The 23,910-nt window shown below is 37.4% G+C and carries 21 protein-coding genes, 2 tRNA genes and 6 pseudogenes; 17 read left to right on the forward strand and 12 right to left on the reverse strand.

The annotated features are described in order from the left end of the window. The first annotated feature begins 563 nt into the window (after positions 1-563). Positions 564-1,550 carry a cytochrome f gene (gene petA, locus CWATDRAFT_RS17710; RefSeq protein WP_035828769.1) on the forward strand — a complete coding sequence of 329 codons (987 nt, stop codon included), beginning with the start codon at positions 564-566 and terminating at the stop codon, positions 1,548-1,550. Positions 1,551-1,987: 437 nt separating this feature from the next. Here the strand turns inward: petA and CWATDRAFT_RS17715 are convergent, their stop codons facing one another. From CWATDRAFT_RS17715 to CWATDRAFT_RS17720, 3 genes are all read right to left on the reverse strand, one after another. After that, a complete protein-coding gene (locus tag CWATDRAFT_RS17715) occupies positions 1,988-3,472 on the reverse strand; it encodes an IS1380-like element ISCwa5 family transposase (RefSeq protein ID WP_007306343.1) in 1,485 nt (494 codons plus the stop codon). A gap of 154 nt (positions 3,473-3,626) precedes the next feature. Next, entirely contained in the window at positions 3,627-3,752 is a 126-nt protein-coding gene (locus CWATDRAFT_RS41065; RefSeq protein ID WP_268742338.1) for a hypothetical protein, read from the reverse strand. Positions 3,753-4,378: 626 nt separating this feature from the next. Further along, positions 4,379-4,452: transfer RNA gene (locus CWATDRAFT_RS17720), tRNA-Val, on the reverse strand. A 216-nt stretch (positions 4,453-4,668) separates the two neighbouring features. Here CWATDRAFT_RS17720 and CWATDRAFT_RS17725 point away from each other — a divergent pair. Together CWATDRAFT_RS17725 and CWATDRAFT_RS17735 are read left to right on the forward strand one after the other, a co-directional pair. Beyond that, positions 4,669-4,983, forward strand: coding sequence for a hypothetical protein (locus CWATDRAFT_RS17725; protein ID WP_007306320.1), 315 nt, complete (start codon positions 4,669-4,671; stop codon positions 4,981-4,983). Between the two features lie 910 nt (positions 4,984-5,893). Continuing rightward, a complete protein-coding gene (locus CWATDRAFT_RS17735) occupies positions 5,894-6,613 on the forward strand; it encodes a PEP-CTERM sorting domain-containing protein (protein ID WP_007306321.1) in 720 nt (239 codons plus the stop codon). A gap of 131 nt (positions 6,614-6,744) precedes the next feature. On the opposite strand, the gene CWATDRAFT_RS17740 is transcribed toward CWATDRAFT_RS17735, so the two are convergent. Together CWATDRAFT_RS17740 and CWATDRAFT_RS17745 are read right to left on the reverse strand one after the other, a co-directional pair. Beyond that, entirely contained in the window at positions 6,745-8,214 is a 1,470-nt protein-coding gene (locus tag CWATDRAFT_RS17740) for a TldD/PmbA family protein (protein WP_007306342.1), read from the reverse strand. Positions 8,215-8,270: 56 nt separating this feature from the next. Beyond that, positions 8,271-8,519 (reverse strand): hypothetical protein, encoded by a 249-nt coding sequence (locus CWATDRAFT_RS17745; RefSeq protein ID WP_007306341.1) that lies wholly within the window; start codon positions 8,517-8,519, stop codon positions 8,271-8,273. Positions 8,520-8,560: 41 nt separating this feature from the next. Between CWATDRAFT_RS17745 and CWATDRAFT_RS17750 the strand changes: the two genes are divergently transcribed. Next, positions 8,561-8,869, forward strand: coding sequence for a hypothetical protein (locus tag CWATDRAFT_RS17750; RefSeq protein WP_198138997.1), 309 nt, complete (start codon positions 8,561-8,563; stop codon positions 8,867-8,869). 82 nt (positions 8,870-8,951) lie between these two features. On the opposite strand, the gene CWATDRAFT_RS17755 is transcribed toward CWATDRAFT_RS17750, so the two are convergent. Further along, on the reverse strand, positions 8,952-10,391 hold the full coding sequence (locus CWATDRAFT_RS17755; protein ID WP_007306340.1) for an NF041680 family putative transposase: 1,440 nt from the start codon (positions 10,389-10,391) through the stop codon (positions 8,952-8,954). Between the two features lie 79 nt (positions 10,392-10,470). Between CWATDRAFT_RS17755 and CWATDRAFT_RS17760 the strand changes: the two genes are divergently transcribed. From CWATDRAFT_RS17760 to CWATDRAFT_RS34025, 6 genes and pseudogenes are all read left to right on the forward strand, one after another. Further along, the gene (locus CWATDRAFT_RS17760) at positions 10,471-10,866 is read left to right on the forward strand and encodes a hypothetical protein (RefSeq protein WP_007306323.1); all 396 of its coding nucleotides are present in this window, start codon (positions 10,471-10,473) and stop codon (positions 10,864-10,866) included. An 84-nt stretch (positions 10,867-10,950) separates the two neighbouring features. After that, entirely contained in the window at positions 10,951-11,115 is a 165-nt protein-coding gene (locus CWATDRAFT_RS41405; protein ID WP_157134109.1) for a DUF6883 domain-containing protein, read from the forward strand. A gap of 20 nt (positions 11,116-11,135) precedes the next feature. Continuing rightward, complete coding sequence (locus CWATDRAFT_RS17765; RefSeq protein WP_007306324.1) at positions 11,136-11,378, forward strand: DUF4926 domain-containing protein; 243 nt, start codon at positions 11,136-11,138, stop codon at positions 11,376-11,378. Between the two features lie 28 nt (positions 11,379-11,406). Continuing rightward, positions 11,407-11,613 (forward strand): DUF6887 family protein, encoded by a 207-nt coding sequence (locus CWATDRAFT_RS17770; RefSeq protein WP_042711791.1) that lies wholly within the window; start codon positions 11,407-11,409, stop codon positions 11,611-11,613. A 12-nt stretch (positions 11,614-11,625) separates the two neighbouring features. Continuing rightward, entirely contained in the window at positions 11,626-11,841 is a 216-nt protein-coding gene (locus CWATDRAFT_RS17775; RefSeq protein WP_007306325.1) for a type II toxin-antitoxin system HicB family antitoxin, read from the forward strand. Positions 11,842-11,984: 143 nt separating this feature from the next. Further along, positions 11,985-13,512, forward strand: a pseudogene (locus CWATDRAFT_RS34025) (IS5-like element ISCwa2 family transposase). A 671-nt stretch (positions 13,513-14,183) separates the two neighbouring features. Here the strand turns inward: CWATDRAFT_RS34025 and CWATDRAFT_RS17790 are convergent. The 3 genes and pseudogenes from CWATDRAFT_RS17790 to CWATDRAFT_RS34030 form a co-directional block, all read right to left on the reverse strand. Further along, positions 14,184-14,256: transfer RNA gene (locus tag CWATDRAFT_RS17790), tRNA-Thr, on the reverse strand. 50 nt (positions 14,257-14,306) lie between these two features. Then, positions 14,307-14,618 (reverse strand): annotated as a pseudogene (locus CWATDRAFT_RS17795) (response regulator transcription factor); the annotation flags it as partial. Between the two features lie 129 nt (positions 14,619-14,747). Then, a pseudogene (locus CWATDRAFT_RS34030) lies at positions 14,748-16,189 on the reverse strand (NF041680 family putative transposase). 79 nt (positions 16,190-16,268) lie between these two features. On the opposite strand from CWATDRAFT_RS34030, the pseudogene CWATDRAFT_RS32385 reads away from it, so the two are divergent. Beyond that, positions 16,269-16,665, forward strand: a pseudogene (locus CWATDRAFT_RS32385) (hypothetical protein). Between the two features lie 710 nt (positions 16,666-17,375). Here CWATDRAFT_RS32385 and psbN read toward each other — a convergent pair. Continuing rightward, entirely contained in the window at positions 17,376-17,507 is a 132-nt protein-coding gene (psbN, locus tag CWATDRAFT_RS17815; protein ID WP_007312454.1) for a photosystem II reaction center protein PsbN, read from the reverse strand. A 157-nt stretch (positions 17,508-17,664) separates the two neighbouring features. Here psbN and aroB point away from each other — a divergent pair, with 157 nt between their 5' ends. The 3 genes from aroB (at position 17,665) to clpX (ending at position 21,032) form a co-directional block, all read left to right on the forward strand. Continuing rightward, positions 17,665-18,765 carry a 3-dehydroquinate synthase gene (aroB, locus tag CWATDRAFT_RS17820; RefSeq protein WP_007306330.1) on the forward strand — a complete coding sequence of 367 codons (1,101 nt, stop codon included), beginning with the start codon at positions 17,665-17,667 and terminating at the stop codon, positions 18,763-18,765. Positions 18,766-18,996: 231 nt separating this feature from the next. Then, on the forward strand, positions 18,997-19,686 hold the full coding sequence (gene clpP, locus CWATDRAFT_RS17825; RefSeq protein WP_042711800.1) for an ATP-dependent Clp endopeptidase proteolytic subunit ClpP: 690 nt from the start codon (positions 18,997-18,999) through the stop codon (positions 19,684-19,686). Positions 19,687-19,697: 11 nt separating this feature from the next. Continuing rightward, on the forward strand, positions 19,698-21,032 hold the full coding sequence (gene clpX / locus CWATDRAFT_RS17830) for an ATP-dependent protease ATP-binding subunit ClpX (RefSeq protein WP_007306332.1): 1,335 nt from the start codon (positions 19,698-19,700) through the stop codon (positions 21,030-21,032). A 67-nt stretch (positions 21,033-21,099) separates the two neighbouring features. On the opposite strand, the gene CWATDRAFT_RS41860 is transcribed toward clpX, so the two are convergent. Together CWATDRAFT_RS41860 and CWATDRAFT_RS41865 are read right to left on the reverse strand one after the other, a co-directional pair. Next, positions 21,100-21,315 (reverse strand): hypothetical protein, encoded by a 216-nt coding sequence (locus tag CWATDRAFT_RS41860; protein ID WP_007306336.1) that lies wholly within the window; start codon positions 21,313-21,315, stop codon positions 21,100-21,102. Between the two features lie 122 nt (positions 21,316-21,437). Next, a pseudogene (locus CWATDRAFT_RS41865) lies at positions 21,438-21,641 on the reverse strand (DUF255 domain-containing protein); the annotation flags it as partial. A gap of 254 nt (positions 21,642-21,895) precedes the next feature. Here CWATDRAFT_RS41865 and CWATDRAFT_RS17840 point away from each other — a divergent pair. The 3 genes and pseudogenes from CWATDRAFT_RS17840 to CWATDRAFT_RS17850 form a co-directional block, all read left to right on the forward strand. Further along, on the forward strand, positions 21,896-22,345 hold the full coding sequence (locus CWATDRAFT_RS17840; RefSeq protein WP_007306333.1) for a hypothetical protein: 450 nt from the start codon (positions 21,896-21,898) through the stop codon (positions 22,343-22,345). A 32-nt stretch (positions 22,346-22,377) separates the two neighbouring features. Next, on the forward strand, positions 22,378-23,154 hold the full coding sequence (locus CWATDRAFT_RS17845) for a sulfite exporter TauE/SafE family protein (RefSeq protein ID WP_007306334.1): 777 nt from the start codon (positions 22,378-22,380) through the stop codon (positions 23,152-23,154). A gap of 199 nt (positions 23,155-23,353) precedes the next feature. Beyond that, positions 23,354-23,910 (forward strand): annotated as a pseudogene (locus CWATDRAFT_RS17850) (transposase); the annotation flags it as partial.

Consider the following 23,910-nt stretch of genomic DNA (forward strand, 5'->3'; position numbering starts at 1 on the left):
AAAAATTTTAATCCCCCCTCCAGGGGGGGGCCCGGGGGGGGTTTTATCCCAAAACCGTCTGGGGAAAGAAGTTATCCCTAGTAAATTTCTTGCGGGGCAAATTTTGGGGATTGGGTTTAGCCCAAAGGTAAAAAGGGGATTCCCCCTTCCTAGGGGTGAAGGAGAAAACCGCCATTCTGGCTAGGGTTTCAACCCCGTTTGTACTCACTTAAGGTGCGTTGTTCCTGGAATGCCAGCGAAGATTAGTTTATTTGTCCCTGTCATGTTCTCCATACAATGCTCAGGGTAAGTCGTTCGTGGTCCTGCTCCCCTTTCTTTAGCGTTAGCCCATGTTAACGTCAACGAGGGTGATAAGGTTATCTTCAGCGACTGGAAAGAAACTGACTTCCGCACCGACGAAAAACCCTGGTGGGCTTAATTTCAGTGAACAGTTAACATTCAGCAGTTAACATTCAGCAGTTAGAAATAAACTTAACTGATAACTGATAACTGGTAACTGACAACTGAATAAATTATTAATAACCCCCCGTACTGTTTAAGAATCACATAATTTTGACTGAGCAATGAAAATATCCGATTTTTCGGCAATTTTGTCCCAAGGTAAGCGTATGTTACTGCGATTTTTCTTGATCGCTTTAGCAACTATTTCTTTATCCATTGGCAATGGTTTCACTCTCGCTGAAACTGCTGCCGCCTATCCTTTCTGGGCCCAAGAAACCGCCCCAGAAACCCCTAGAGAAGCTACAGGGCGCATCGTTTGTGCTAACTGTCACTTAGCAGAAAAAGCTGCTGAAGTAGAAATTCCTCAATCTGTTTTACCCGACACAGTGTTTAAAGCTGTGGTAAAAATTCCTTACGATCTCGACTCCCAACAAGTTCTAGGAGACGGTTCTAAGGGTGGCCTCAATGTAGGTGCTGTTTTGATGTTACCCGATGGGTTTAAAATTGCTCCTGCCGATCGCATTCCTGAAGATATTAAGGAAGAAGTTGGTAGTCTCTACTTCCAGTCTTACCGCGAAGGTCAAGATAATGTCATCCTCGTTGGTCCTTTACCTGGAGAACAATATCAAGAAATTGTTTTCCCTGTTTTATCCCCCAACCCAGCAGAAGACCGCAATATTAACTTTGGGAAATATCAGGTTTATCTAGGGGCAAACCGTGGTCGTGGTCAAATTTATCCCACAGGACAACCTAGCAACAATAACGTCTATAAAGCCTCTATTGCTGGAACCATTAGCAACATTAGCGATCAAGAAGATGGTAGCTACGTCGTAACTATTGCCTCTGCTGAAGGTGATGTAGACGAAGCGATTCCTGCAGGTCCTCAATTAATTGTTTCTGAGGGTACAGAAGTTGAAGCAGGCCAAGCTTTAACCAATAATCCCAATGTGGGTGGTTTTGGACAAAAAGATACAGAAGTTGTCCTACAAAACCCTGCCCGTATTCAAGGTTTAATGGTTTTCTTAGCTGGTATTATGTTAGCCCAAATTCTCTTAGTAATTAAGAAGAAACAAGTGGAACGAGTACAAGCTGCTGAAATGAACTTTTAAGTTCCTTTGACAACTAAGCCAATTTTAGTCAAAAACAGACAGAATTAACCCTGTCTGTTTTTGCACTTATCAACAATAGTTTTTAACATAAAATAAATGAAACAGTTTAATTGTGGGATTATTGGATGTGGAGCCGTTGCCCAAAATGTCTATGTTCCTATTTTTCAATTATTAGAAACGGCTACGCTAAAACCCGGATTTCTCACAAATTAATTTGAAAGCCCAATCCAGAGATGAAAAATGATAATTTTTAGGACTAATAGAAATTTTGAATATAGATGAATAAAAAAATTGACTTTGATTATCCAAAAATTGAGTTTAAGAGGGAATAATTATATTAACTTTTGATTTTCTCCACGATAAATAAGACTAAATGAAAGTATCAGTCAGTCAACAACTTATGATAGATATCTTTTTTAAAAAACAACTTATTCTACTTATCCAGTATTAGGAATAGTTTTAATTCTTTTGTTAGCAATAGACAAAATATCTTGATAAGGACAAGCACTAGCTATAGCGATAATAATTCTTCTACAACTAATCTTTATTCTGGCTCCCAACTTAAGAAGATTTAGACGTATTCTTCCCACAGTTGCTTTAGCCAATGAAGTTTTTTTTAAACAGTGTTGACGAAAAGCATTTATGAGAACATAAGCCCAGGAATGTATCCATAATCTTAGTTGATTACTTTGAAATGTTTGAGTTGAAGTTCTATCAGCTAACAAGTCTAATTGTTGTTCTTTAATCCGATTTTCCATCTCGCCTCTCGGACAGTATTTTTTTGTATAAAGTTTTGAGGGTGGAATTTTTGAAGCGGGCAAAGATGTCACCACATGGCGCATTTTTAAGCCATCACTTCCATAACAAACTTTTGTCACTACTCTTCTTTGACAACTCCATGACTTTTCTGTTTTATAACGAATAGAGCGATACCAAGTAGAAATTGGTACTAATTTTTCAACTTCTTCTAAATCTTCTTTTTTCTGAAATAAACTATCCATTAATTCAGTTATTGGAGCTAGTTTTTTTTCATATTCATGTTTGGCTTTTTCAATTACATCATCCGCTCGTAACTTAAGAACGCCATTTGTTCCCATAGCTATAACATAATCAACTAAAGGCTGATTTTCACAAAAATAGAAGATTTCTTCACGGGCATAGGCACTATCACCCCTAACTAGGATATGAGTCTCTGACCATTTTTCTCTAATTAGTCCGATAATTCTTTGTAATTCGTCTAAGGCTCCATCGGCTGGATCTACATTAGATGAACGAAGTTTAGCAACTAATAAATGATGCCCACAGAAAATATATAAAGGAGCATAACATACTCCGTGATAATAACTATTAAAAAATGCCCCTTCTTGATTACTATGTACTTGGTCATCCGTGATATCCATATCTAATATAATACTTAAGGGAGGTTTTTTATAAGACTCTAAAAAAAATTCGACAAAAGATTTTTCAATGGCTTCAAAGTTGGGTTCTATTTTATGATAACGACTCGTTTTTTGGTCGAGAATAGTCTCAGGACAATATTCCAATCTATTAATTGTACTTTTTCCAGCTAACCATCCCTTTTTATCTTCAAGTTCATTAAGCTTTTCTAAAGCGATCTTAAGGGCAGGATCGTGACGTAATTTATCATGGTCATTGACATCTTCATAGCCTAAAATAATTCCATAAAGCCTTTGTGCTAATAACTCATGAACGGAATGATCTACATAAGATTGATGACGATGATCTTGAAAACAGTTACCAAACTTCTCGGTAATTCCCAGTTTTTTATCCAACTCAGCTATCCAGACAATCCCCGCATCTGAAGTGATTAGTCCCCCATCAAAATTAGCGATTATTTCTTTTCCTTTCTGTTTACTAAAGTTGATTACTTGACGAGGGGTTCGGGGATGACTGGGACTCATTAAATCAGTTTAAGGTAAATTGCTTTAATAATTAAATTATAGCATATTTTATTCTAACAATCTAGTACTATTAGAGATTTTATTAATAATTTTTTTTGAAAAATGAGTGATTGATTTATCTTTTCATCTTTGTCTAATTCGGGTTGATTTTAACTTAAAATCTGACAACAGACTGTTGGTTGGGGAAATCTGCGATCGCTCTGTTCAAACCCACTTCCTGTAAGGCTTCTGTGTTTGGCGATCGCAGATTTTGTGAGAAATTCGGGTAATGTGTGGACAATTTTCAGGGACTCTCATTAATTTTGTAGTTCTACTCGTTGATTTTCTCCCAGCACCTTTACGCTTACCACCACGTCCTGATTTTTTCGTTTTCGGTGATTCAGTATTCATAGGTATTTTAGATTTTTGTTAACAATAATCAATATTGTATTTTGAATTTTGTTAACCGTCAATCAAATAATTTTTAAGGATACAGATTTCAATAAATCACATCCATACCGACTATGATTAAATCTATAAAAATTTCAGTGATACGGGTATCAAAAAATAAGTCTTACATTATACGTGAGTCATAACTGCAACTGTTAAGGTTGTTTTTAGCATAGCCCACTAGATTATTTAGTTTAGGGTTAGTTCTTTAGCGGTGGTTGTTTTGGTATCGCTTAAGAGCGATACTACAGTATTGAATTACAGTTTACAAGGTCACTTTAGTAAATTTAGCTTTGTATTTTATATTACATTTTGGTTGGATATACTACACACTAAACCAAAAAAATTTACTTTAAGCATAATTACTCAACAGTACCCTTAAATAACCCTACTATGGGACTAATTTGGGACTAATCTGCTACACTTAACTGTAGGTGCATCCTACTGAAATCGCTGAAATACTTATTATAACTACTATGGACGTAACTGGACTCGAACCAGTGACCCCATCGATGTCAACGATGTACTCTAACCAACTGAGCTATACGTCCGCACGGAGTTTAATCCTAACATAGTATTTTCCAAAAATGCAAATAAATTTCTTAGTTGTCTTATCTTTTGCTTGGTTGTTGATATATTCTTTGACAGACTGTCTTTTGACAAATCTAAAAAATTTTGTCATAGTGCTTATTCAATAATACGTTTAATAATTAGGAACCCTTCGTTTAGGAACAAATAGTAATAGCTATAAATTTGGCGATCAGATTATGTTAACGGCCTGGGGTGCAAGAAAATGGAGCAACTGGGCTAGTACATCTTTACGCATTAAAGGGAAAAATTGGGGTAATATTAGCGGAAAAGATACCCGTCTCAACCCTAATATAGTTCCCACTGCTGATCCCACTCGAAGGGGAGGAACTCAAATTGATATTGGTTTTGGACTGAATCTTTTTGTCCCCGAAGGAGATTTAAAAAGTGGTCGTTTAGCCATCGAATTTGAAGTACCTGTTTATCGCGCACTCCAGGGACCACAATTAGAAACAGATTGGCAATTAACGGCTGGGTTACAGTACACATTTTAAGCCAGTGAAATACCATCCAGGTAATTTTTCTGGTATGCTTGTTGTCAAACTAACTGTCGCACAATTCTCAACTATACTACTAATTAAAGTGGAGAGAAAAATGAACCCCATGAAGAAATTGGTTAAAGCAATGTTGAGTAATCTTGGATCTGAATCAGAAAACTTACCTGCTGCGTTACAGACCAAAAAGATTCAATCGCTCCAACTTAATGTCGCAAGGGGTCTCCCGTCATACGAATGTGTTTTCGGGAGGGGAATTGCGACCAGCAAATAAACCGACCGTAGGGAGTCCTTTTAAACAGGAGATTGTTGTTTTTCAACATATTGTTTAAGTTGTACAGAAAAGCTTGTACAGGTAAAATATCCAAGCAGCAAGTACAAACGGCTTTGGCTGACACCGTACCGACGATGCTCTCGGGATCGGATCTCTGAAATGGGATAATAGTCTGTGGACTCTGTGTAAGACGGTACATGGTTTTTAACTATGGTATGCAACGGTGGATGAAACACCAAACCTAAATCGCGAGGTTTAGGAATCACCGCCCTTTCAGGGCGCGTGAGGATGTCAAGTCTTGGTGTCCCATTAAAACTATCGAGATTGAACTTGTAAGATTTGACCTACAAAAACTCAGTAGATCACAAAATCAGTTTGAGACAGGAGATCCCATAGGAAATCTGACTTTAGCTTGTCCTCAATGTAACCAAGCAAAAGGAACACAAGATATTAGGGACTTTCTTCAACATAAGCCCCATCTACTCAAAAAAAATCCTCATACATTTTAAGGGGTTTAAATCTTAAATAAACCTAAAAAATATCGACATAAAATAAAGACAACTTTGACGAGTTGTCTTTTGATTTCTCAGAAAGCTTGTGTTAGGTTATGGGAGAAAATTTCTTAATCATAATTTCATGAAACATCAAAAACCCTCCTTTTCGTTTATCGCTAAACCCTTTAAAAATATGACCATCACTGCTGCAACTGCTCTAGCATTAGTAACAGGAGTAAGCACAGAAGTTGAAGCTGCTATTATTAATTTTGATGCTGATACTTATGCTTTTTCTAATCCTAATACTTGTACTCCTCAATTACCAGATACAGGAGGAAAGTGTTTTGTTGAAGATGGGTTTAATGTTGAAGCGTTTTCTGCTCAAGGTATAGGAACTCCTGCCGCTTTTTATAGTGACGGTGCGCATTTCCATGCAAGTAATTCCTACGAAGCGCAACATTATAATGATGTTGATCGCTTATTAGGCATTTATTTAACTTTAGTTGATGGTGGTACTTTTTCTTTAGAAAGTTTAGACTATCAATTAAGGGAGAACAGTGATGCTATTGCTGGTTATTCAACAGATGACACCAAAATTTTAATTAGCACTACTTTTGATCCGACTGAACCGGTTTTAGGACAGTTTACAGAGGTTTCTCTTGGTAATCAATTAGGTTTACCCTTTCAAACCTTAAACCTGACAGAATTTGAGGATATTACTCAGGTTTATATTGCCAGTTCAGGAGATGTGAACTTTGATAATATTACTGCTAATTCTATTCCTGAACCAAGTTCGTTAGTCGGATTATTACTTGTAGGAAGCATGGGTTTTTGTTTCAGACGAAAAGAAAGCCAAAGATAGATAATTAATCGGTATCTTTGACTCTAATAACATTAATATAACCTTAGTTTAACAGCAGTAGGGGTCAACCCTGAGCGTAGTCGAGGGGTTGACCCCTACCCACCCCTCCCAGGAGGGGTAAATAAAGGGAATTAACGACCACCAACGGTGATTTTATCTACTTTTAAATGGGGTTGACCAACGGTAACATAAACACTACCACTGACGGAACCACAAAAACCTGGAGCCAGTCCTAAATCTTGAGAACACATAGATATTTCGTTCATAATATCCTTAGCAGTTCCGATTAAAGTTGCTCCTTTTAACGGTTTAGTAACTTTCCCATTTTCGATTAAATAAGCTTCAGAAACAGAGAAATTAAATTCACCGGTAGGGCCAACACTTCCCCCACCCATTTGCTTACAATAAATACCTTTATCAACCGAAGCAAAGATATCATCAACAGAAAAATTACCTTCTGCAATATAAGTATTACGCATCCGAGAAGCAGCAGCATAGGCATAACTTTGACGACGGCCGCTACCAGTGCGAGGATGACCGGTACGTATCGATCCCGTGCGATCGGCGATAAAGTTCTTGAGGATGCCATTTTCAATCAACAGAGTGCGTTGGGTGGGCATTCCTTCATCATCCATATCGATAGTTCCAAAGGCTTTATCGGAACGACCTTCATCCCATGCAGTCAAATTTTCGTGGGCAATTTTTTCCCCTTTTTTGTCCATAAAGGGGGTGGTTTTGTGTTCGATCTGGGTAGTTTCGAGAAGATGGCCACAAGCTTCGTGGAAAATGACCCCACCGAACTCATTGGCCATGATAACGGGGTAATTTCCCGATTCTACAAAGTCAGCATAGAGCATTTTTCCAGCAGACTCCGCCACCCCTTCGGCTGCGTTTTCATAGTCCCATTGACGCAAGAAACCAGGATCACTGGTATCTCCAAACCGTTTCCCAATAGAGGCGCGATGTTCTCCATCTGCGCAGAATAAGGAGTAACCCACGGACTGGGTAAGGCGAATATCTCTGGCAAAAGTACCATCACTAGCTGCTACTAAAACTTCTTGCCAGTCTCGGAAATACATGGCACGACGGGACTGGATATGCTTAGCTTTTTGTGCCATTTTCCCGTTAGCTTGTAGTAAGGTGTCTCCCATTTCTTCGATGGAACTACATTGGGGTAACCACACCTCTTTATTATTGGTGACGGCGTAATCTCGTAATAATTCCAAGTTAATTTCTGGGATATAGGCGTTAGGGGAGGGTAAGGTTAAACCTAAGATGGATAACCCCTTTTCTAAGGCCGTTTTTAGCCCTTTAAAGGAGAGGTCATTGGTGCTAACATAACAGTCCGCTTTGCCCTTAAAAATGCGTATTCCTGCGCCACTGGATAAACGAGGGGAAATGCTGGTAATAGCGTCTTCTTCCGCTAAACAGCTAATATAGTTAACCCGTTCCAAGAAAAATTCTAAAAAGTCTGCACCTGCTGCCCTTCCTAACCCTAAGAGGGTGGAGAGGGGATCTTGCCAACTGCTATCGAAGCGATCGCGACTTGATTGATATGATAATTGAGGTAATTCTTTGGATAGTAATAACGTTGCTGTCATAAGTTCGTTTCCTTAACTGGGTTTGAATATCGTAGGGATTAGGTTTATTTTTTATTTTATCCTTTATTTTCCCTGAAACCAGAAGGGGGGCGATCGCTACTCCAGGCCCACCATGCTTGTTCACATTCGCAGAGATAAAATTCTTGCCATCTTCGGCCATAGTCTTCGGTTATTACTGGGGCCCTTCGATTAATCCAAGCTTTTTGGGCTTTATTGGCACTAGCATGACAGCGAGGGCAACAAAATTGTAACCCATGAATCGCTGTTTCGGTCCAAGGTGGAGGAGTGGGACTAAAAGCATCCATTTTTATTCTTTTAAACAGTGGTTATCTTTCTATCTTAAGTGTTGACAGAGGACTCCTGTTACAGTTGTTTGATAACAGATTTAATCAATCCAACTTATGTGATGAATGGCTCATTAGATGGTTTAGTGGGAAGTAATGCAGCTAATGATAAATTCTATGGTCATGTACCAGAAATGCGCGCACAATACGGTTCTCTATATCCTGCTAGTTACTTTCGATTAGTAGAAGCATACAACCTCAAACAACAAATTGAAAAGGCAGATAAAGAGCGACTTTCCTACTTTGAGAATTTTAATTCTAATTTAGTTTTGGACTTTGGACAAAAAAAGTTAGCGTATATTTTACGCTAAACCAAAATCCCAAAATATCGGCTCTGTATCAGTCAATAAAATTGGCTGACAAATAGGACTAATCTATAGATTCTGAGGAAAACTAAGGAGCTTTTAAGTTTTCAGTTGATTTTTTGCTCCCTTTCTTGATAACATCATGACGAGTTCGTGGGGCTTTTTTGTAACCTTTAATACGTCCGGAAGAAAAACCTCGACGTTTGGGAAATTTGGCGAAAGTCCCCAAGGTCGTAATTATTCTTGAAAAGTCTCTTTGAACTAGACTAGGGGTGATTTTGATGGATTTATTAGTCTTCAAATACTGTTCCCAATCACGGGGTAAAACCACAGCTAATTTTCTGGCAGCCCACAAATTTACATAAGAAAGAAGTGTTAGTTTAAACCAATTTTCTTCATGATGTACATCGGGAGTTAAATAAGATGTCATCAATAATCTTTGTTCACCAAATCGAAAAAGATGTTCCATGTCATAACGTTGTCGATAACACTGATAACAATTAACTAAACTTAACTCATCGCGCCGAGAACCAATAACAATAAGCCACATAGGTTTCCAAATACTATTTCTTTCTTGAGCTCTGACAACAATCTGGAGTAAAGTAAAGGGGTGATTGTTCATTTTATAGTTTTTAGTTCCTCTCATTAACATCTGTTTCCATCCCGAAATAGTCACTGTTAATTGACGACCTTTTTTCGTTGTAAAGGGAACATGATGAACTTCATCAGGTTCAGTCCAAGTTTGGTCATCTTTAAGGTCAAATTTATCCCCATACCAACGGGGATGTCCCGAAGTTTTGGCTTGATTTGGGTCCCGAATAAATTGACGATAAAAAACTCGGTCACTTCTAACTCTTGTAATAGTAACTACGTCTTCATGCTTAACTTGTTCCCCAATAAAATCCTTTTGGCTGTAGTCACTATCAGCCACTAAGACAGATAATTTATCAGAAAATAAAGAACTTTGCCAGATTTTTTTTAGTTGTTGATTGCCTTGATTTACTCCTTTATGTTTAGAGGGGACTCGCTCTCCTGATAAGGGGACAGCCCAAGGGACTTTTTCTGTGTCTATTTGGTCAGGTAAAGCGCAGACAACGGAATAACAATGTCCAATATTAATGGGTTTATTTCCCTTAATTGGATTGGGGTAATGAATAAAGGTTTTATCCGCTAACGTTTCGGCAAACGGTCGTGGACAGGGAGTTCTGTCAATACCAAATAAGTTATAATGTTTTGAAGTGGGAGGAATTGTTCTCGATACTGCTGAAAATAAAGTCTCAATTCTCTGTTCATAATTAGGGTCAGTTTGAGTGGGTAAAAACTCTTGAATTCCTCTATATAAACTGTTATAATCTCTTCTAAATAAAGGATTGAGAGACAATTCAACGACTGAGTGAGCTTGTTGGTTACTGGAGAGGGCATCGAGTAATTCTATAATAGTTTCTTTTCTAGCTTTTAGTCCTTGGAAGAGGTTAGACCTCCACACCAGGAATTCCTCGACAGACGTAGCCGTTTCATTTTTGGTCATTTTTGAAATTTATTACCTTATAAATTAGCGGAATATATACGCTAACATCAAAAGAGGTTGTTTGTTACAGTTAAGGCTAATGTCATCACATTCCGAACTTAAGACCAGTCAAGATGTCCACCTGAGAGCCAAACAAATTAAGAGTCTAATTCGCTCTCTTAAACAGAAAATAAAGAAAATTGAACGGGAAGGGGAAGTAGCACCAGCTAATTGTCATATTATTCGTTATCAGGTTAATGGAAAGGGAACAATCTACTGGTATTATAAACTACAGGCTGCTGAATCAATTTTTCCTATGGCCACTAATAATGAGAAAAAAAACAAATATAAATATTTAGGACGAGCCGGAAGTTCTGCTCATATTGATGCTGTAGAAAAACTCACTAGAAGAAATCTCATTGATGAATTAGAACGAGTCATTCAATCTCTAACTGAAAGCTACTTAGATATCTATATTGGAACCGAAACTGAATGAAGCTATTTAATATTTAAAATCCCCTAAAAAGATGGAAAGAGAGTTTTTAAAATCACCTTAATTCTCTATTTTAGCTCTGGAGATATGTTTAGCGTAAAATTTACGCTAACAATTGTTTTTTATCCAAAGTCCAATTATACCATAGATTTTACACTGAAATGGCAAAACAAAAGTGCAATAATTAGAACAGGTTGGATTATCGAAAATAATTCTAAAATTCCAAGATTAACTACTTGCTATCCCCTTTAATTTTGTGGAGGTCAAATACAATGAAAACTGATAAAATAAAGTTACTTGATGTGGTTGCCTTAACTGTTGATCTTCCTGAAGAGCAACTATTTAAAGGTCAAGTCGGCACAGTTGTTGATATTTTAGCCGATGGAACAGCTTATGAGGTTGAATTTAGCGATCGCAATGGACGAACTTACGAATCTCTTGGACTCAGTGCTGACCAATTTATGATACTACACTTTGAACTAATTAATCCTAAGATAGTCTCTATCAAAAAGTAAAAATTATAGAAGATGAGAAGGTAATTTAATGTCAGAAATTAATTATGCTCAAATGTCAGACAAAGAACTTAGAAAATATTTCTTAGAACATAAAAATGAGCAATCTACTTTACAAGCTTATTTCCAAAGACGAAATCAACAACCAAAACAAGTTATTACAAAAGTTGGTGATCCTGATTTTGATTTAAAAATAGAACAAGCTATTAAATCAAAAAAGAGTTATCCAATTAATTGAAGGAGAGTAAACATGAATTATTCTATGGTTATTTATCCCTGTGAAGAAGGAGGGTTTGTTGCTGAAATACCTGCTTTAAAAGGATGTCTTGCACAAGGAGAAACCCTAGAAGATACCTTGCACGAATTAATGATTGTTCGAGAGTTATGGTTAGAAACTGCTCAAAAATCGGGAAAAAAACTACCTGATCTTGAAGATGCGATCGCTAAAGTTAAAACCCTCAGCTAATTAAATAGGGTTTGCTGAATAAAAGCAAAACCCTATTCTTTAAAAGGTTACACCCATATTCGCGATCGCAAAAAAGATCAGCTTTGTCGGCTACAAACCGCTATAATTGGTAGAAACACCTCCCAGTTGTTGCTCAAGAACAAATGTATCGAAAAGAGGAGCAACCTTTACCGCCCCCAGAAAAATTTGAATTACCTTTCGAGGGCAAATTGTCACCCCAATAATCGTTGGGTAATCATGGCAGAGTTGATACCTTGGGATGATTTTGAGGAAGAATATGCTAAACTTTTTTCAGCAGAAAAAGGTGCGCCAGCCAAACTATTTAGAATGGCATTAGGGACATTAATTATTAAGGAAAAATTAGGAACAAGTGATAGAGAAACTATAGAACAGATTAGAGAAAATCCCTATCTACAATACTTTATAGGTTTAAATTGTTATCAACAAGAGCCACCACTGGAATCTTCAATGCTACTTCATTTTAGGAAAAGAATTGATGGAGAATTGATAAACAAAATCAATAAAAAAATAGTAAAAAGAGAAATAGACAAGAGTGATAAAGAAGTAAAAAAAAAGGATTGTCTCCAAGAAAAAGGAGAAAAAATAAAAAATAAAGGTAAACTAATTTTAGATGCGACTTGTGCGCCAGCAGACATCAAATACCCAACGGATTTAGGCATATTAAATCAAGCCAGAATTGAGACAGAAAGAATAATAGATAATCTTTATAAACCATTAAGAGTAAAATTGAGAAAAAAGCCGAGAACTTCTAGAAAAATTGCTAGAAAGGAATAATTAAAAGTAGCTAAAAAACGAAAAGTATCTTATCAAGAAAGAAGAAAAGCTATCGGGAAACAGTTAAAATACCTTAAGAAAAATTTAGGAAATATAGAAGACTTAATTCAAGCTGGGGCTTCCCTGGAAAATCTGAGTAAAAGACAGAAAAATTGTCTAGAGACTATCAAAAAAGTTTATGAACAACAACAGTCAATGTGGGAGAATAAGACCCAGAGTGTTCCTCAAAGAATTGTAAGTTTAACTCAACCGCATATTCGTCCAATAGTGAGGGGAAAAGCAGGAAAACCAATAGAGTTTGGAGCTAAACTCTCAGTAAGCTGTGTGGGTAACTATGTGTTTCTAGACAAAATAAGTTGGGAAAACTTCAATGAATCTTGTCATTTAAAAGAACAAGTAGAAAAGTATAAAGAAACGTTTGGCTATTATCCCGAATCCGTCCATGTAGATAAAATTTATCGAACTAGGGAAAACAGAAATTGGTGTAAGGAAAGAGGGATAAGAATCAGTGGTCCGAAGTTAGGAAGACCTCCGAAAAATGTCAGTGAAGAAGAAAAGAAACAAGCCCACTCCGATGAATGCTTCCGTAATGCTATTGAGGGAAAGTTTGGACAAGCTAAACGAAGATTTAGCCTAAATCTCGTGATGACAAAACTCCCTGAAACCTCCATTACATCTATTGCTATTACATTTTTATTTGTCAATCTTTCTAAACTTCTGAGGCAGTTTTTGTCGCTTTTTTTGTCCTTATTTACTAATAATAGAACAGGGGAACTCATCAAACCGCCTTTCATTAATTTTGATTATACTTTAAACAATTTTTATGTACTAAAACTTATTGATTTGTCAGAAAATTCTTGGTCAAAAGTGGCATAAATTTTGGAGAAACTTTTTCAGCAAACCCTATTTAATATTAACTTTGATATATTACATTTTCCTTAAGAATTATCAATCCACCACTTGAAACCACTAAAGTAGATTAGGTTTAGCGGTGACGCACAGCCAAAAAATTAAATAGATTTTAGATCCGTTTGCGGTCGGTGCGCCCGTGAACGTTAAATAATACGGCACAGTAATGGCGGTCTGACGGGAACTATTTCGGTAGTCTAGTTAAGAGTCTATATGGGAATCCCTCGCGCCTCTCGCGACGGGAGGTTCAATGTTAATGGGTGGCACAATTTTAGGCACAACCAACAAAGGTGATCCCTTTGCCTTTCCTATGAATGATGGGACGGTGCGCGATCGCTCCTCAGAACCTACTTTTTTCCTGATAACCTGTGACAAAATCTCCTAATAATTAGTAGATTTCGACTTTTTTAGGCAAAAAATCCCTAGATAAGCAAAAACTCCGACGGGACTACCCGCGGAGATCAAAATGGTTACTTAGAATAATGACACAAATCTCAAAAAAAATACTCTGTCTTTAAAGAGATTTAATATTTTGCATTGTACCGTGAAAAAACTTAACATTAATTCTGAGTCAAAGCATCTGACACGGTAATATAGTAGACCTCCTTAAAGTCCTAAACCCTTTGTCTAGTGAAGTAAGCTCCCTGTCGGACTTGAACCGACGACCTACTCATTACAAGTGAGTTGCTCTACCAACTGAGCTAAGGAAGCGATTGAGAACTGATTTTTAATCAGTCACTCTAAACTGATAATAACACGAATCAAGCCATACTATTTTCCATTGCCCAACGAGCTAATTCAGTCCGATTTTTCAGACTCGTCTTATTGAGCATATTAGAAACATGACTTTCTATAGTGCGTCGACTAACACTAAGTTTCTCCGCAACCTCTCGATTAGAAAGACCTTTGGCTACCAACTGAACCACTTTTGTTTCTGTTGGAGTCAATTCTACATGATTGGGAACATGAATACGACTACCCTCATCAAGAGAAAGATTAGCTTTATGAAGCATCAAACGGTTGGCCTGTTTCAGGGAAGACTCCACTTGAGCTACTAACTCCTCCGGTTCAAAATTGGACTTTGGACAAAAAAAGTTTGTTAGCGTATATTTTACGCTAAACTAAAATCCCAAAATATCGGCTCTGTATCAGTCAATAAAATTGGCTGACAAATAGGGCTAATCTATAGATTCTGAGGAAAACTAAGGAGCTTTTAAGTTTTCAGTTGATTTTTTTGCTCCCTTTCTTGATAACATCATGACGAGTTCGTGGGGCTTTTTTGTAACCTTTAATACGTCCGGAAGAAAAACCTCGACGTTTGGGAAATTTGGCGAAAGTCCCCAAGGTCGTCATTATTCTTGAAAAGTCTCTTTGAACTAGACTAGGGGTGATTTTGATGGATTTATTAGTCTTCAAATACTGTTCCCAATCACGGGGTAAAACCACAGCTAATTTTCTGGCAGCCCACAAATTTACATAAGAAAGAAGTGTTAGTTTAAACCAATTTTCTTCATGATGTACATCGGGAGTTAAATAAGATGTCATCAATAATCTTTGTTTACCAAATCGAAAAAGATGTTCCATGTCATAACGTTGTCGATAACACTGATAACAATCAACTAAACTTAACTCATCGCGCCGAGAACCAATAACAATAAGCCACATAGGTTTCCAAATACTATTTCTTTCTTGAGCTCTGACAACAATCTGGAGTAAAGTAAAGGGGTGATTGTTCATTTTATAGTTTTTAGTTCCTCTCATTAACATCTGTTTCCATCCCGAAATAGTCACTGTTAATTGACGACCTTTTTTTCGTTGTAAAGGGAACATGATGAACTTCATCAGGTTCAGTCCAAGTTTGGTCATCTTTAAGGTCAAATTTATCCCCATACCAACGGGGATGTCCCGAAGTTTTGGCTTGATTTGGGTCCCGAATAAATTGACGATAAAAAACTCGGTCACTTCTAACTCTTGTAATAGTAACTACGTCTTCATGCTTAACTTGTTCCCCAATAAAATCCTTTTGGCTGTAGTCACTATCAGCCACTAAGACAGATAATTTATCATAAAATAAAGAACTTTGCCAGATTTTTTTTAGTTGTTGATTGCCTTGATTTACTCCTTTATGTTTAGAGGGGACTAGCTCTCCTGATAAGGGGACAGCCCAAGGGACTTTTTCTGTGTCTATTTGGTCAGGTAAAGCGCAGACAACGGAATAACAATGTCCAATATTAATGGGTTTATTTCCCTTAATTGGATTGGGGTAATGAATAAAGGTTTTATCCGCTAACGTTTCGGCAAACGGTCGTGGACAGGGAGTTGTGTCAATACCAAATAAGTTATAATGTTTTGAAGTGGGAGGAATTGTTCTCGATACCGCTGAAAATAAAGTCTCAATTCTCTGTTCATAATTAGGGTCAGTTTGAGTGGGTAAAAACTCTTGAATTCCTCTATATAAACTGTTATAATCTCTTCTAAATAAAGGATTGAGAGACAATTCAACGACTGAGTGAGCTTGTTGGTTACTGGAGAGGGCATCGAGTAATTCTATAATAGTTTCTTTTCTAGCTTTTAGTCCTTGGAAGAGGTTAGACCTCCACACCAGGAATTCCTCGACAGACGTAGCCGTTTCATTTTTGGTCATTTTTAAAATTTATTACCTTATAAATTAGCGGAATATATACGCTAACATCAAAAGAGGTTGTTTGTTACAGTTAAGGCTAATGTCATCACATTCCGAACTTAAGACCAGTCAAGATGTCCACCTGAGAGCCAAACAAATTAAGAGTCTAATTCGCTCTCTTAAACAGAAAATAAAGAAAATTGAACGGGAAGGGGAAGTAGCACCAGCTAATTGTCATATTATTCGTTATCAGGTTAATGGAAAGGGAACAATCTACTGGTATTATAAACTACAGGCTGCTGAATCAATTTTTCCTATGGCCACTAATAATGAGAAAAAAAACCAAATATAAATATTTAGGACGGGCCGGAAGTTCTGCTCATATTGATGCTGTAGAAAAACTCACTAGAAGAAATCTCATTGATGAATTAGAACGAGTCATTCAATCTCTAACTGAAAGCTACTTAGATATCTATATTGGAACCGAAACTGAATGAAGCTATTTAATATTTAAAATCCCCTAAAAAGATGGAAAGAGAGTTTTTAAAATCACCTTAATTCTCTATTTTAGCTCTGGAGATATGTTTAGCGTAAAATTTACGCTAACAATTGTTTTTTATCCAAAGTCCAACCATACGATAACGCCAAATTTGAGATTTGTTGGCTATCTGGGTAATGACAGTTTCCGAGAGTTGATCAAAGGGGTCTATATGACGCAGAAAGTCTTGTATGTCGCTGGTGGTATGAGTCATAATGATTAAGTCTAGTTGGGAAATTCAGATTAATGTTTCTAGTCTCTAGTTTTAACAGTATTTTGATTTATTTGGACAGTCATACTGCCTTGCAATTGATAATTATTCTTAATAGTATAGGTTTCGGAGGCTTGCAAGCAGTAGAGCGCATCCAATTTCTGTAGAAAAATTATCATATTTTCTTTGGGGAGGGGGACTAGGGGGTGAATTTATCGGCTCAACTATTATCAATAAAGAATAAACAGCAACTTTGGTATGCTCTCAAGCACTGAGCAAATAGTCACTAAAAAGGGTTGAGTATCCCTTATAATGAACTCAACCACTTCTTAGTTTTCAAGCTATCCTTTGTTGATTAAGATAAAAAACCTTTGACGCTCCCCCGTTCAGAAAACGGGGTATTTATAACGAATCCCTGTCGGAATTGTTCTTATCTTGTTATAATCCGTTGATAGCATCTAATCTTCATGATCTTCAAAGGGGTCACTCAACTGAGCAGATGGGGGACCAAAAGCTGTATAAACAGCGTAGGTTGTGATCGCAAGGAGAATTGAGCCAATCGAGATACTTAAAACAGTTGCAGGTTCCATAGGATTTTTTAACATAATTACAGATCGTTCTAACATTATAGTTAAAAATCGTAACATTATGGGGCGTAATTCCCTTACGACTGTGGCCAAGTCCTAAAAATTAAGCAACTTTCTCTCTATTCTGTTATTTTTGTAGAGATAGTAAACAGTAAAATTTATGTCCTCTATCATTGACGTTACCTTACCTCATACCAGCTACAATATTGTTATTTCTCCTAACACATTAGAAGATGTAGGAAATCATTTAACTTCACTCCAGTTAGGTAAAAAGATTCTGGTTATTTCCAATCCAGAAGTTTTTAATCACTACGGAGAAACTGTTATTAATTCCTTGAATAAGGCAGGGTTTAAAGTTTTTTATCACTTGATACCAGCAGGAGAAACTTATAAGACATTAGAGAGTATTTCTCAAGTTTATGATGTTGCCTTGAAACATCGTTTAGAACGCTCATCGACCCTGTTAGCATTAGGAGGTGGAGTCATCGGAGATATGACAGGGTTTGCTGCAGCTACTTGGTTAAGAGGGATTAATTTTGTGCAAGTTCCCACCTCTTTGTTGGCCATGGTAGATGCTTCTATGGGGGGAAAAACAGGGGTCAATCATCCTCAAGGTAAAAATTTAATTGGAGCTTTTTATCAACCCCGTTTAGTGTTTATTGATCCAATGGTATTAAAAACATTACCTATCAGAGAATTTCGAGCAGGAATGGCAGAAGTGATTAAATATGGAGTTATCTGGGATCAAGATTTATTTCAACAGTTAGAAGCAGAAAAAAAATTAGATAGTTTAGAAAATATAGATTTAGAAGTAATGGATAAAATTATCACAAAATCCTGTCAAGCGAAAGTTGATGTGGTTAGTCAAGACGAAAAAGAAGCAGGAATTAGAGCTATATTAAACTACGGTCATACTATTGGTCATGCTCTAGAAAGTTTAACAGGTTATAGTCAAATTAATCATGGAGAGGCTGTGGCGATAGGTATGGCAGTAGCAGGAAAAATAGCAGTTAAACTAGGTATGTGGCAAGAAGGAAAGACAGAAAGACAAGACAATCTCATTAAAAAAGCAGCCTTACCATCGACCTTTGATAACAAGTTAAAATCTCCAGAAATTTTAGACAGTTTACAGTTAGATAAAAAAGTCAAAGCAGGGAAAGTTAGATTTATTTTACCCACAGATATTGGCCAGGTAGAAATACGTGAGAGTATTTCCTCTGAAGTTATTACCACAGTGTTAGAAGAAATCAAAATTAAGTAATAATCTAGCCAAGAAATGTGTTAAAATACGATCAAGTAGGAAAATCCCAAACAAATCAAGGCAATCAGCCGTTATAAAAGCGACAAAATTCCAGGAAAAGACCTATAATTAAGTAAGGTCAGTTCTGTAACTATGGTCAGTGAGACTTTTAAGGATAGAACCAACGAAGACTTTGCCGTAAAAGGCCAAGGTAATACAATAGGTGGAATATTTAAACCAATCTTAAAGACTATGATTGAATCGCGATCGCTAGACTATACAATATCAAGTAAGCGTCCTTCAGAAATTTACGCAGCCCCTGAAAGTGTGGTACCGATGGTGGTAGAACAGTCTGGGGTAGGGGAAAGAGCCTTTGATATTTATTCCAGACTACTAAGAGAGAGAATTGTTTTTCTGGGAACCCCAGTGGATGATCAGGTAGCTGACTCAATTGTGGCGCAACTGTTATTTCTAGACGCAGAAGATCCAGAAAAAGACATTCAACTCTACATCAACTCTCCAGGGGGTTCGGTCTATGCAGGGTTAGCGATTTATGATACGATGCAGCAAATACGTCCTGACGTAGTGACGATATGCTTTGGCTTAGCAGCGAGTATGGGAGCTTTCCTTTTATCAGGAGGGACAAAAGGGAAACGGATGGCGTTACCCAGTTCTCGAATTATGATCCATCAACCCCTTGGGGGTGCGCAAGGCCAGGCAGTGGAAATAGAAATTCAAGCCAAAGAAATTCTCTACATCAAAAAACGACTCAATGATATGCTGGCTGAGCATACGGGACAACCCTTTGACACCATTGCTGCTGATACAGAGCGTGACTTTTTCATGTCGGCTCAAGAAGCAGTTGATTATGGTTTGATAGATAAAGTTATTTCTCGGTCAGATTTATCCGATCCTACAGTTCCTGTAACCTCACTCAACTAACTCAACCGCTTATGTCTAAATACGACTCCCACCTAAAATGTTCATTTTGTGGAAAATCCCAGGAGCAAGTCCGAAAACTAATAGCCGGCCCGGGAGTCTACATCTGCGATGAATGTGTCGAGCTTTGTAACGAAATTCTTGACGAAGAACTAATGGGAACATCAGGGGAGATGAACCCGAGTAATCCTGCTGATTCCCAGACTCCCAAACGCCGTGCCGCCAAAAATGGGGGTTCCCTCAAGGAACTGCCTAAACCCATGGAAATTAAGGATTATCTTGACGAATATGTGATTGGTCAAGACGAAGCTAAAAAGGTGCTTTCCGTGGCCGTTTATAACCACTATAAGCGTTTGAGCTTAGTTCAAGGGAAAAAAGGAGAACAGGATCAAGACAACATTGAACTGCAAAAATCCAACATACTGCTCATGGGTCCTACTGGCTCAGGGAAAACCCTTTTAGCCCAAACTTTAGCCCAAATTTTGGAAGTTCCCTTTGCCGTAGCCGATGCGACAACCTTAACAGAAGCTGGTTATGTAGGAGAGGATGTAGAAAATATATTGTTAAGATTGTTACAGGTGGCGGATCTAGATGTAGAAGAGGCACAACGGGGGATTATTTATATCGATGAAATCGATAAAATTGCCCGCAAGAGCGAAAACCCCTCCATCACTCGTGATGTTTCTGGGGAAGGTGTACAGCAGGCCCTTCTAAAAATGCTAGAGGGAACGGTAGCCAATGTACCTCCTCAAGGGGGAAGAAAACACCCTTATCAAGATTGTATTCAAATCGATACCAGCAATATTTTATTTATTTGTGGTGGGGCGTTTGTTGGTTTGGATCGAGTTATAGAACAACGCATTGGTAAAAAATCTATGGGTTTTGTTCGTCCAGGGGAAGGGCAGTCTAAAGAAGAACGGACAGCGGACCTGATGCAGCGAGTAGAGCCAGATGATTTGGTTAAGTTTGGCATGATTCCCGAATTTGTGGGCAGAATACCTGTGATGGCTGCTTTAAATCCTTTAACAGAAGAAACCCTCATTGCAATTTTAACCAAGCCTCGTAATGCTTTGGTTAAGCAGTATCAGAAATTGTTGAACATGGACAATGTAGAACTAGAGTTCTCCCCGGAAGCAGTCAAAGCGATCGCACAGGAAGCCTATCGACGGAAAACAGGTGCTAGAGCTTTACGGGGGATTGTTGAAGAATTAATGTTAGATGTGATGTATGAGTTGCCCTCTCGCAAAGATGTTCAGAAGTGCATGATTACGGGGGAAATGGTAGAAAAACGCTCAACCTCCGAGTTATTGGTACATCCGTCTTCTTTAGCCACCCCCGAGTCTGCGTGACATCAATAATATTTGTCGAAATTAATCCTTACCTAAAATATGGGTAGGGACTTATTAATTGTAACGATTAGATTCCTAAATCCACTTCTACCATTTGTCTGACTAATTGTTCTTCGGTTGTGGCCGGTTCTAAACAGGATAAACCTTGACAGACTAAACCGATGGCATTCTCGGGTAAATTATGATCTAAACGATAAACGGTAGTCGGGAAATATTGAGTAATTAACTTTGGTAATATAGTTTGATTCGTTCTCACTAAACAGCCAAAGTTATACCAATCCAAGGCAGTTAATAAACTGGGACAAGCGCGAGGAGATTGATTTAAGATATGACTAAATTGCTAATAGCAATGCCATTAGCCGAGGGGGTCGCATTATCGACATAACTGCGTTCACGAACTAATAAGTTGAGATAAGTTGCGATCGCTTGATCACAAAACGCTTCTCCTTCCATCACTGTACACCAATGACAGCTAAAATAGCCGATAGACAGAAAAATGGGTTTATTTTCATTTCTTGAGATTTCTATGGCTTCTTCGCACCAATACCACCAATCTATAGGGTTTTCAGAGTGTTTACGTAGTGATACGGAGAGAATCCCCCACTCTATTGCGTAGCAAGCGCGGAGCAATTAGTGGTGGGAGTATGTCAAGAAGGTAGAGACTTTGGGTATTGGGCAGACGGTTAGGCATAATTTTTCGAGAAAAATCTAACTATGTTTATGGTAGCATCTTCTCCAATAAATCTATTGATAGTCAATGAGCATCAAGGCTGAAGCCTTGACTACAAACTTTTATCTGTTTACTTGCGCTAAAATAGCATAGGTAAAAACTGCCTTGATCTAAGTGAGGAGGTGTAGCAACCATGTTTAAGTATTTTATCTCAATGGCAGCGTTAATGGTATCTGTAGCAGGGATAGGGGTTTCTTTAGCTAGAGAGGAGTTTAGATGTTATTTGGGGTTAGCGTCTGCTGCTTGTCAATCATCGGAAATTAAGTCAACATCCCCGACAAAAGTTGAATCTATATCTGATCAAGAAACCAGCAAAAATAGTGATTCTAATCATCAACAAAAATTAGATAAAGCACCACCTTTAAATGCTAAATCTTCTGATAGTGTACTCCCTAAAAAATCTGTCAATCCTTCTGTGGGTGAAACTTTTGATTCTGATAGTAAATTTATTTCTGTTGACGAACTTTCGCGTATTCCTGAGAAGAAAACTCAGGTTAATTTAGATAATTCTGTTCCTTCTGGAGAAGAGGGTTATGTGGGAATACCTATTGAAGTTGAACCTTTTAATGAGGGAAATAATTAAAATATTTAGGGAAAATTTATCATGAATAAACAATGTTAGATGAAGTTGTAATTTTAATTCTTAGTGGTTTGGGTTCGGGGCTGCTGGCAGGAGTGTTAGGAATTGGCGGAGGAACGGTTTTAGTTCCTCTTTTACTTGCATTTGATTATACGTCATTACAAGCAATTGCGACCAGTAGTTTAGCTATTTTTATTACTTCTTCAGCGGGAAGTATTCAAAATTGGCGCATGGGATATTTGGATTTTCAGCGAGTAATTTTATTGGGAATTCCTGCCCTTATAACCACACAATTTGGTGTGCTTGTTGCTAATCGTATCCCTGAATTCATTTTATTAACTGCTTTTGCTTGTATGCTAATTTTCAACATCTTTTTAAGTAATTTACGTCGTCAATTAGTCACCACACCTCATCAAGTGTCTGAGGTAAGATTATCTGAAAAAGTTGCTTGTTTATTGACAGGAGTGATTGTGGGATTTTTAGCTGGTTTATTTGGTATTGGTGGAGGAGTAATTATGGTTCCTCTACAAATGTTATTGTTAAAAGAAGAGATAAAAGTTGCCATACAAACCAGTTTGGGAGTAATTGTTATTACGTCTATTTCTTCCTGTTTTGGTCATGCTTTAAATAATAATGTTGTCTGGTTAGTAGGAATTACTTTAGGGTTTGGGGGATTAATAGGAGTACAATTTAGTACCAGATTTTTACCAAGATTACCTGATAAAGTGGTTCGTTTTTGTTTCTATGCAATGTTAGCTATGTTATCGGTTTATACCTTTTGGAAAGCTTGGAATGTTTACAATGGTAATTAGTTAATTTTACAATGCCTTTTCGCGAAAAAGAAGTAGGGTTAATCAGAAGAAAAACCCTACTTAGGGTTTGCTGAATAAAAGCAAAACCCTATTCTTTAAAAGGTTACACCCATATTCGCGATCGCAAAAAAGATCAGCTTTGTCGGCTACAAACCGCTATAATTGGTAGAAACACCTCCCAGTTGTTGGTCAAGAACAAATGTATCGAAAAGAGGAGCAACCTTTACCGCCCCCAGAAAAATTTGAATTACCTTTCGAGGGCAAATTGTCCCCCAATAATCGTTGGGTAATCATGGCAGAGTTGATACCTTGGGATGATTTTGAGGAAGAATATGCTAAACTTTTTTCAGCAGAAAAAGGTGCGCCAGCCAAACTATTTAGAATGGCATTAGGGACATTAATTATTAAGGAAAAATTAGGAACAAGTGATAGAGAAACTATAGAACAGATTAGAGAAAATCCCTATCTACAATACTTTATAGGTTTAAATTGTTATCAACAAGAGCCACCACTGGAATCTTCAATGCTAGTTCATTTTAGGAAAAGAATTGATGGAGAATTGATAAACAAAATCAATAAAAAAATAGTAAAAAGAGAAATAGACAAGAGTGATAAAGAAGTAAAAAAAAAGGATTGTCTCCAATAAAAAGGAGAAAAAATAAAAAACAAAGGTAAACTAATTTTAGATGCGACTTGTGCGCCAGCAGACATCAAATACCCAACGGATTTAGGCATATTAAATCAAGCCAGAATTGA

The organism is Crocosphaera watsonii WH 8501 (assembly GCF_000167195.1).
In the GTDB taxonomy this organism is placed as follows: domain Bacteria; phylum Cyanobacteriota; class Cyanobacteriia; order Cyanobacteriales; family Microcystaceae; genus Crocosphaera; species Crocosphaera watsonii.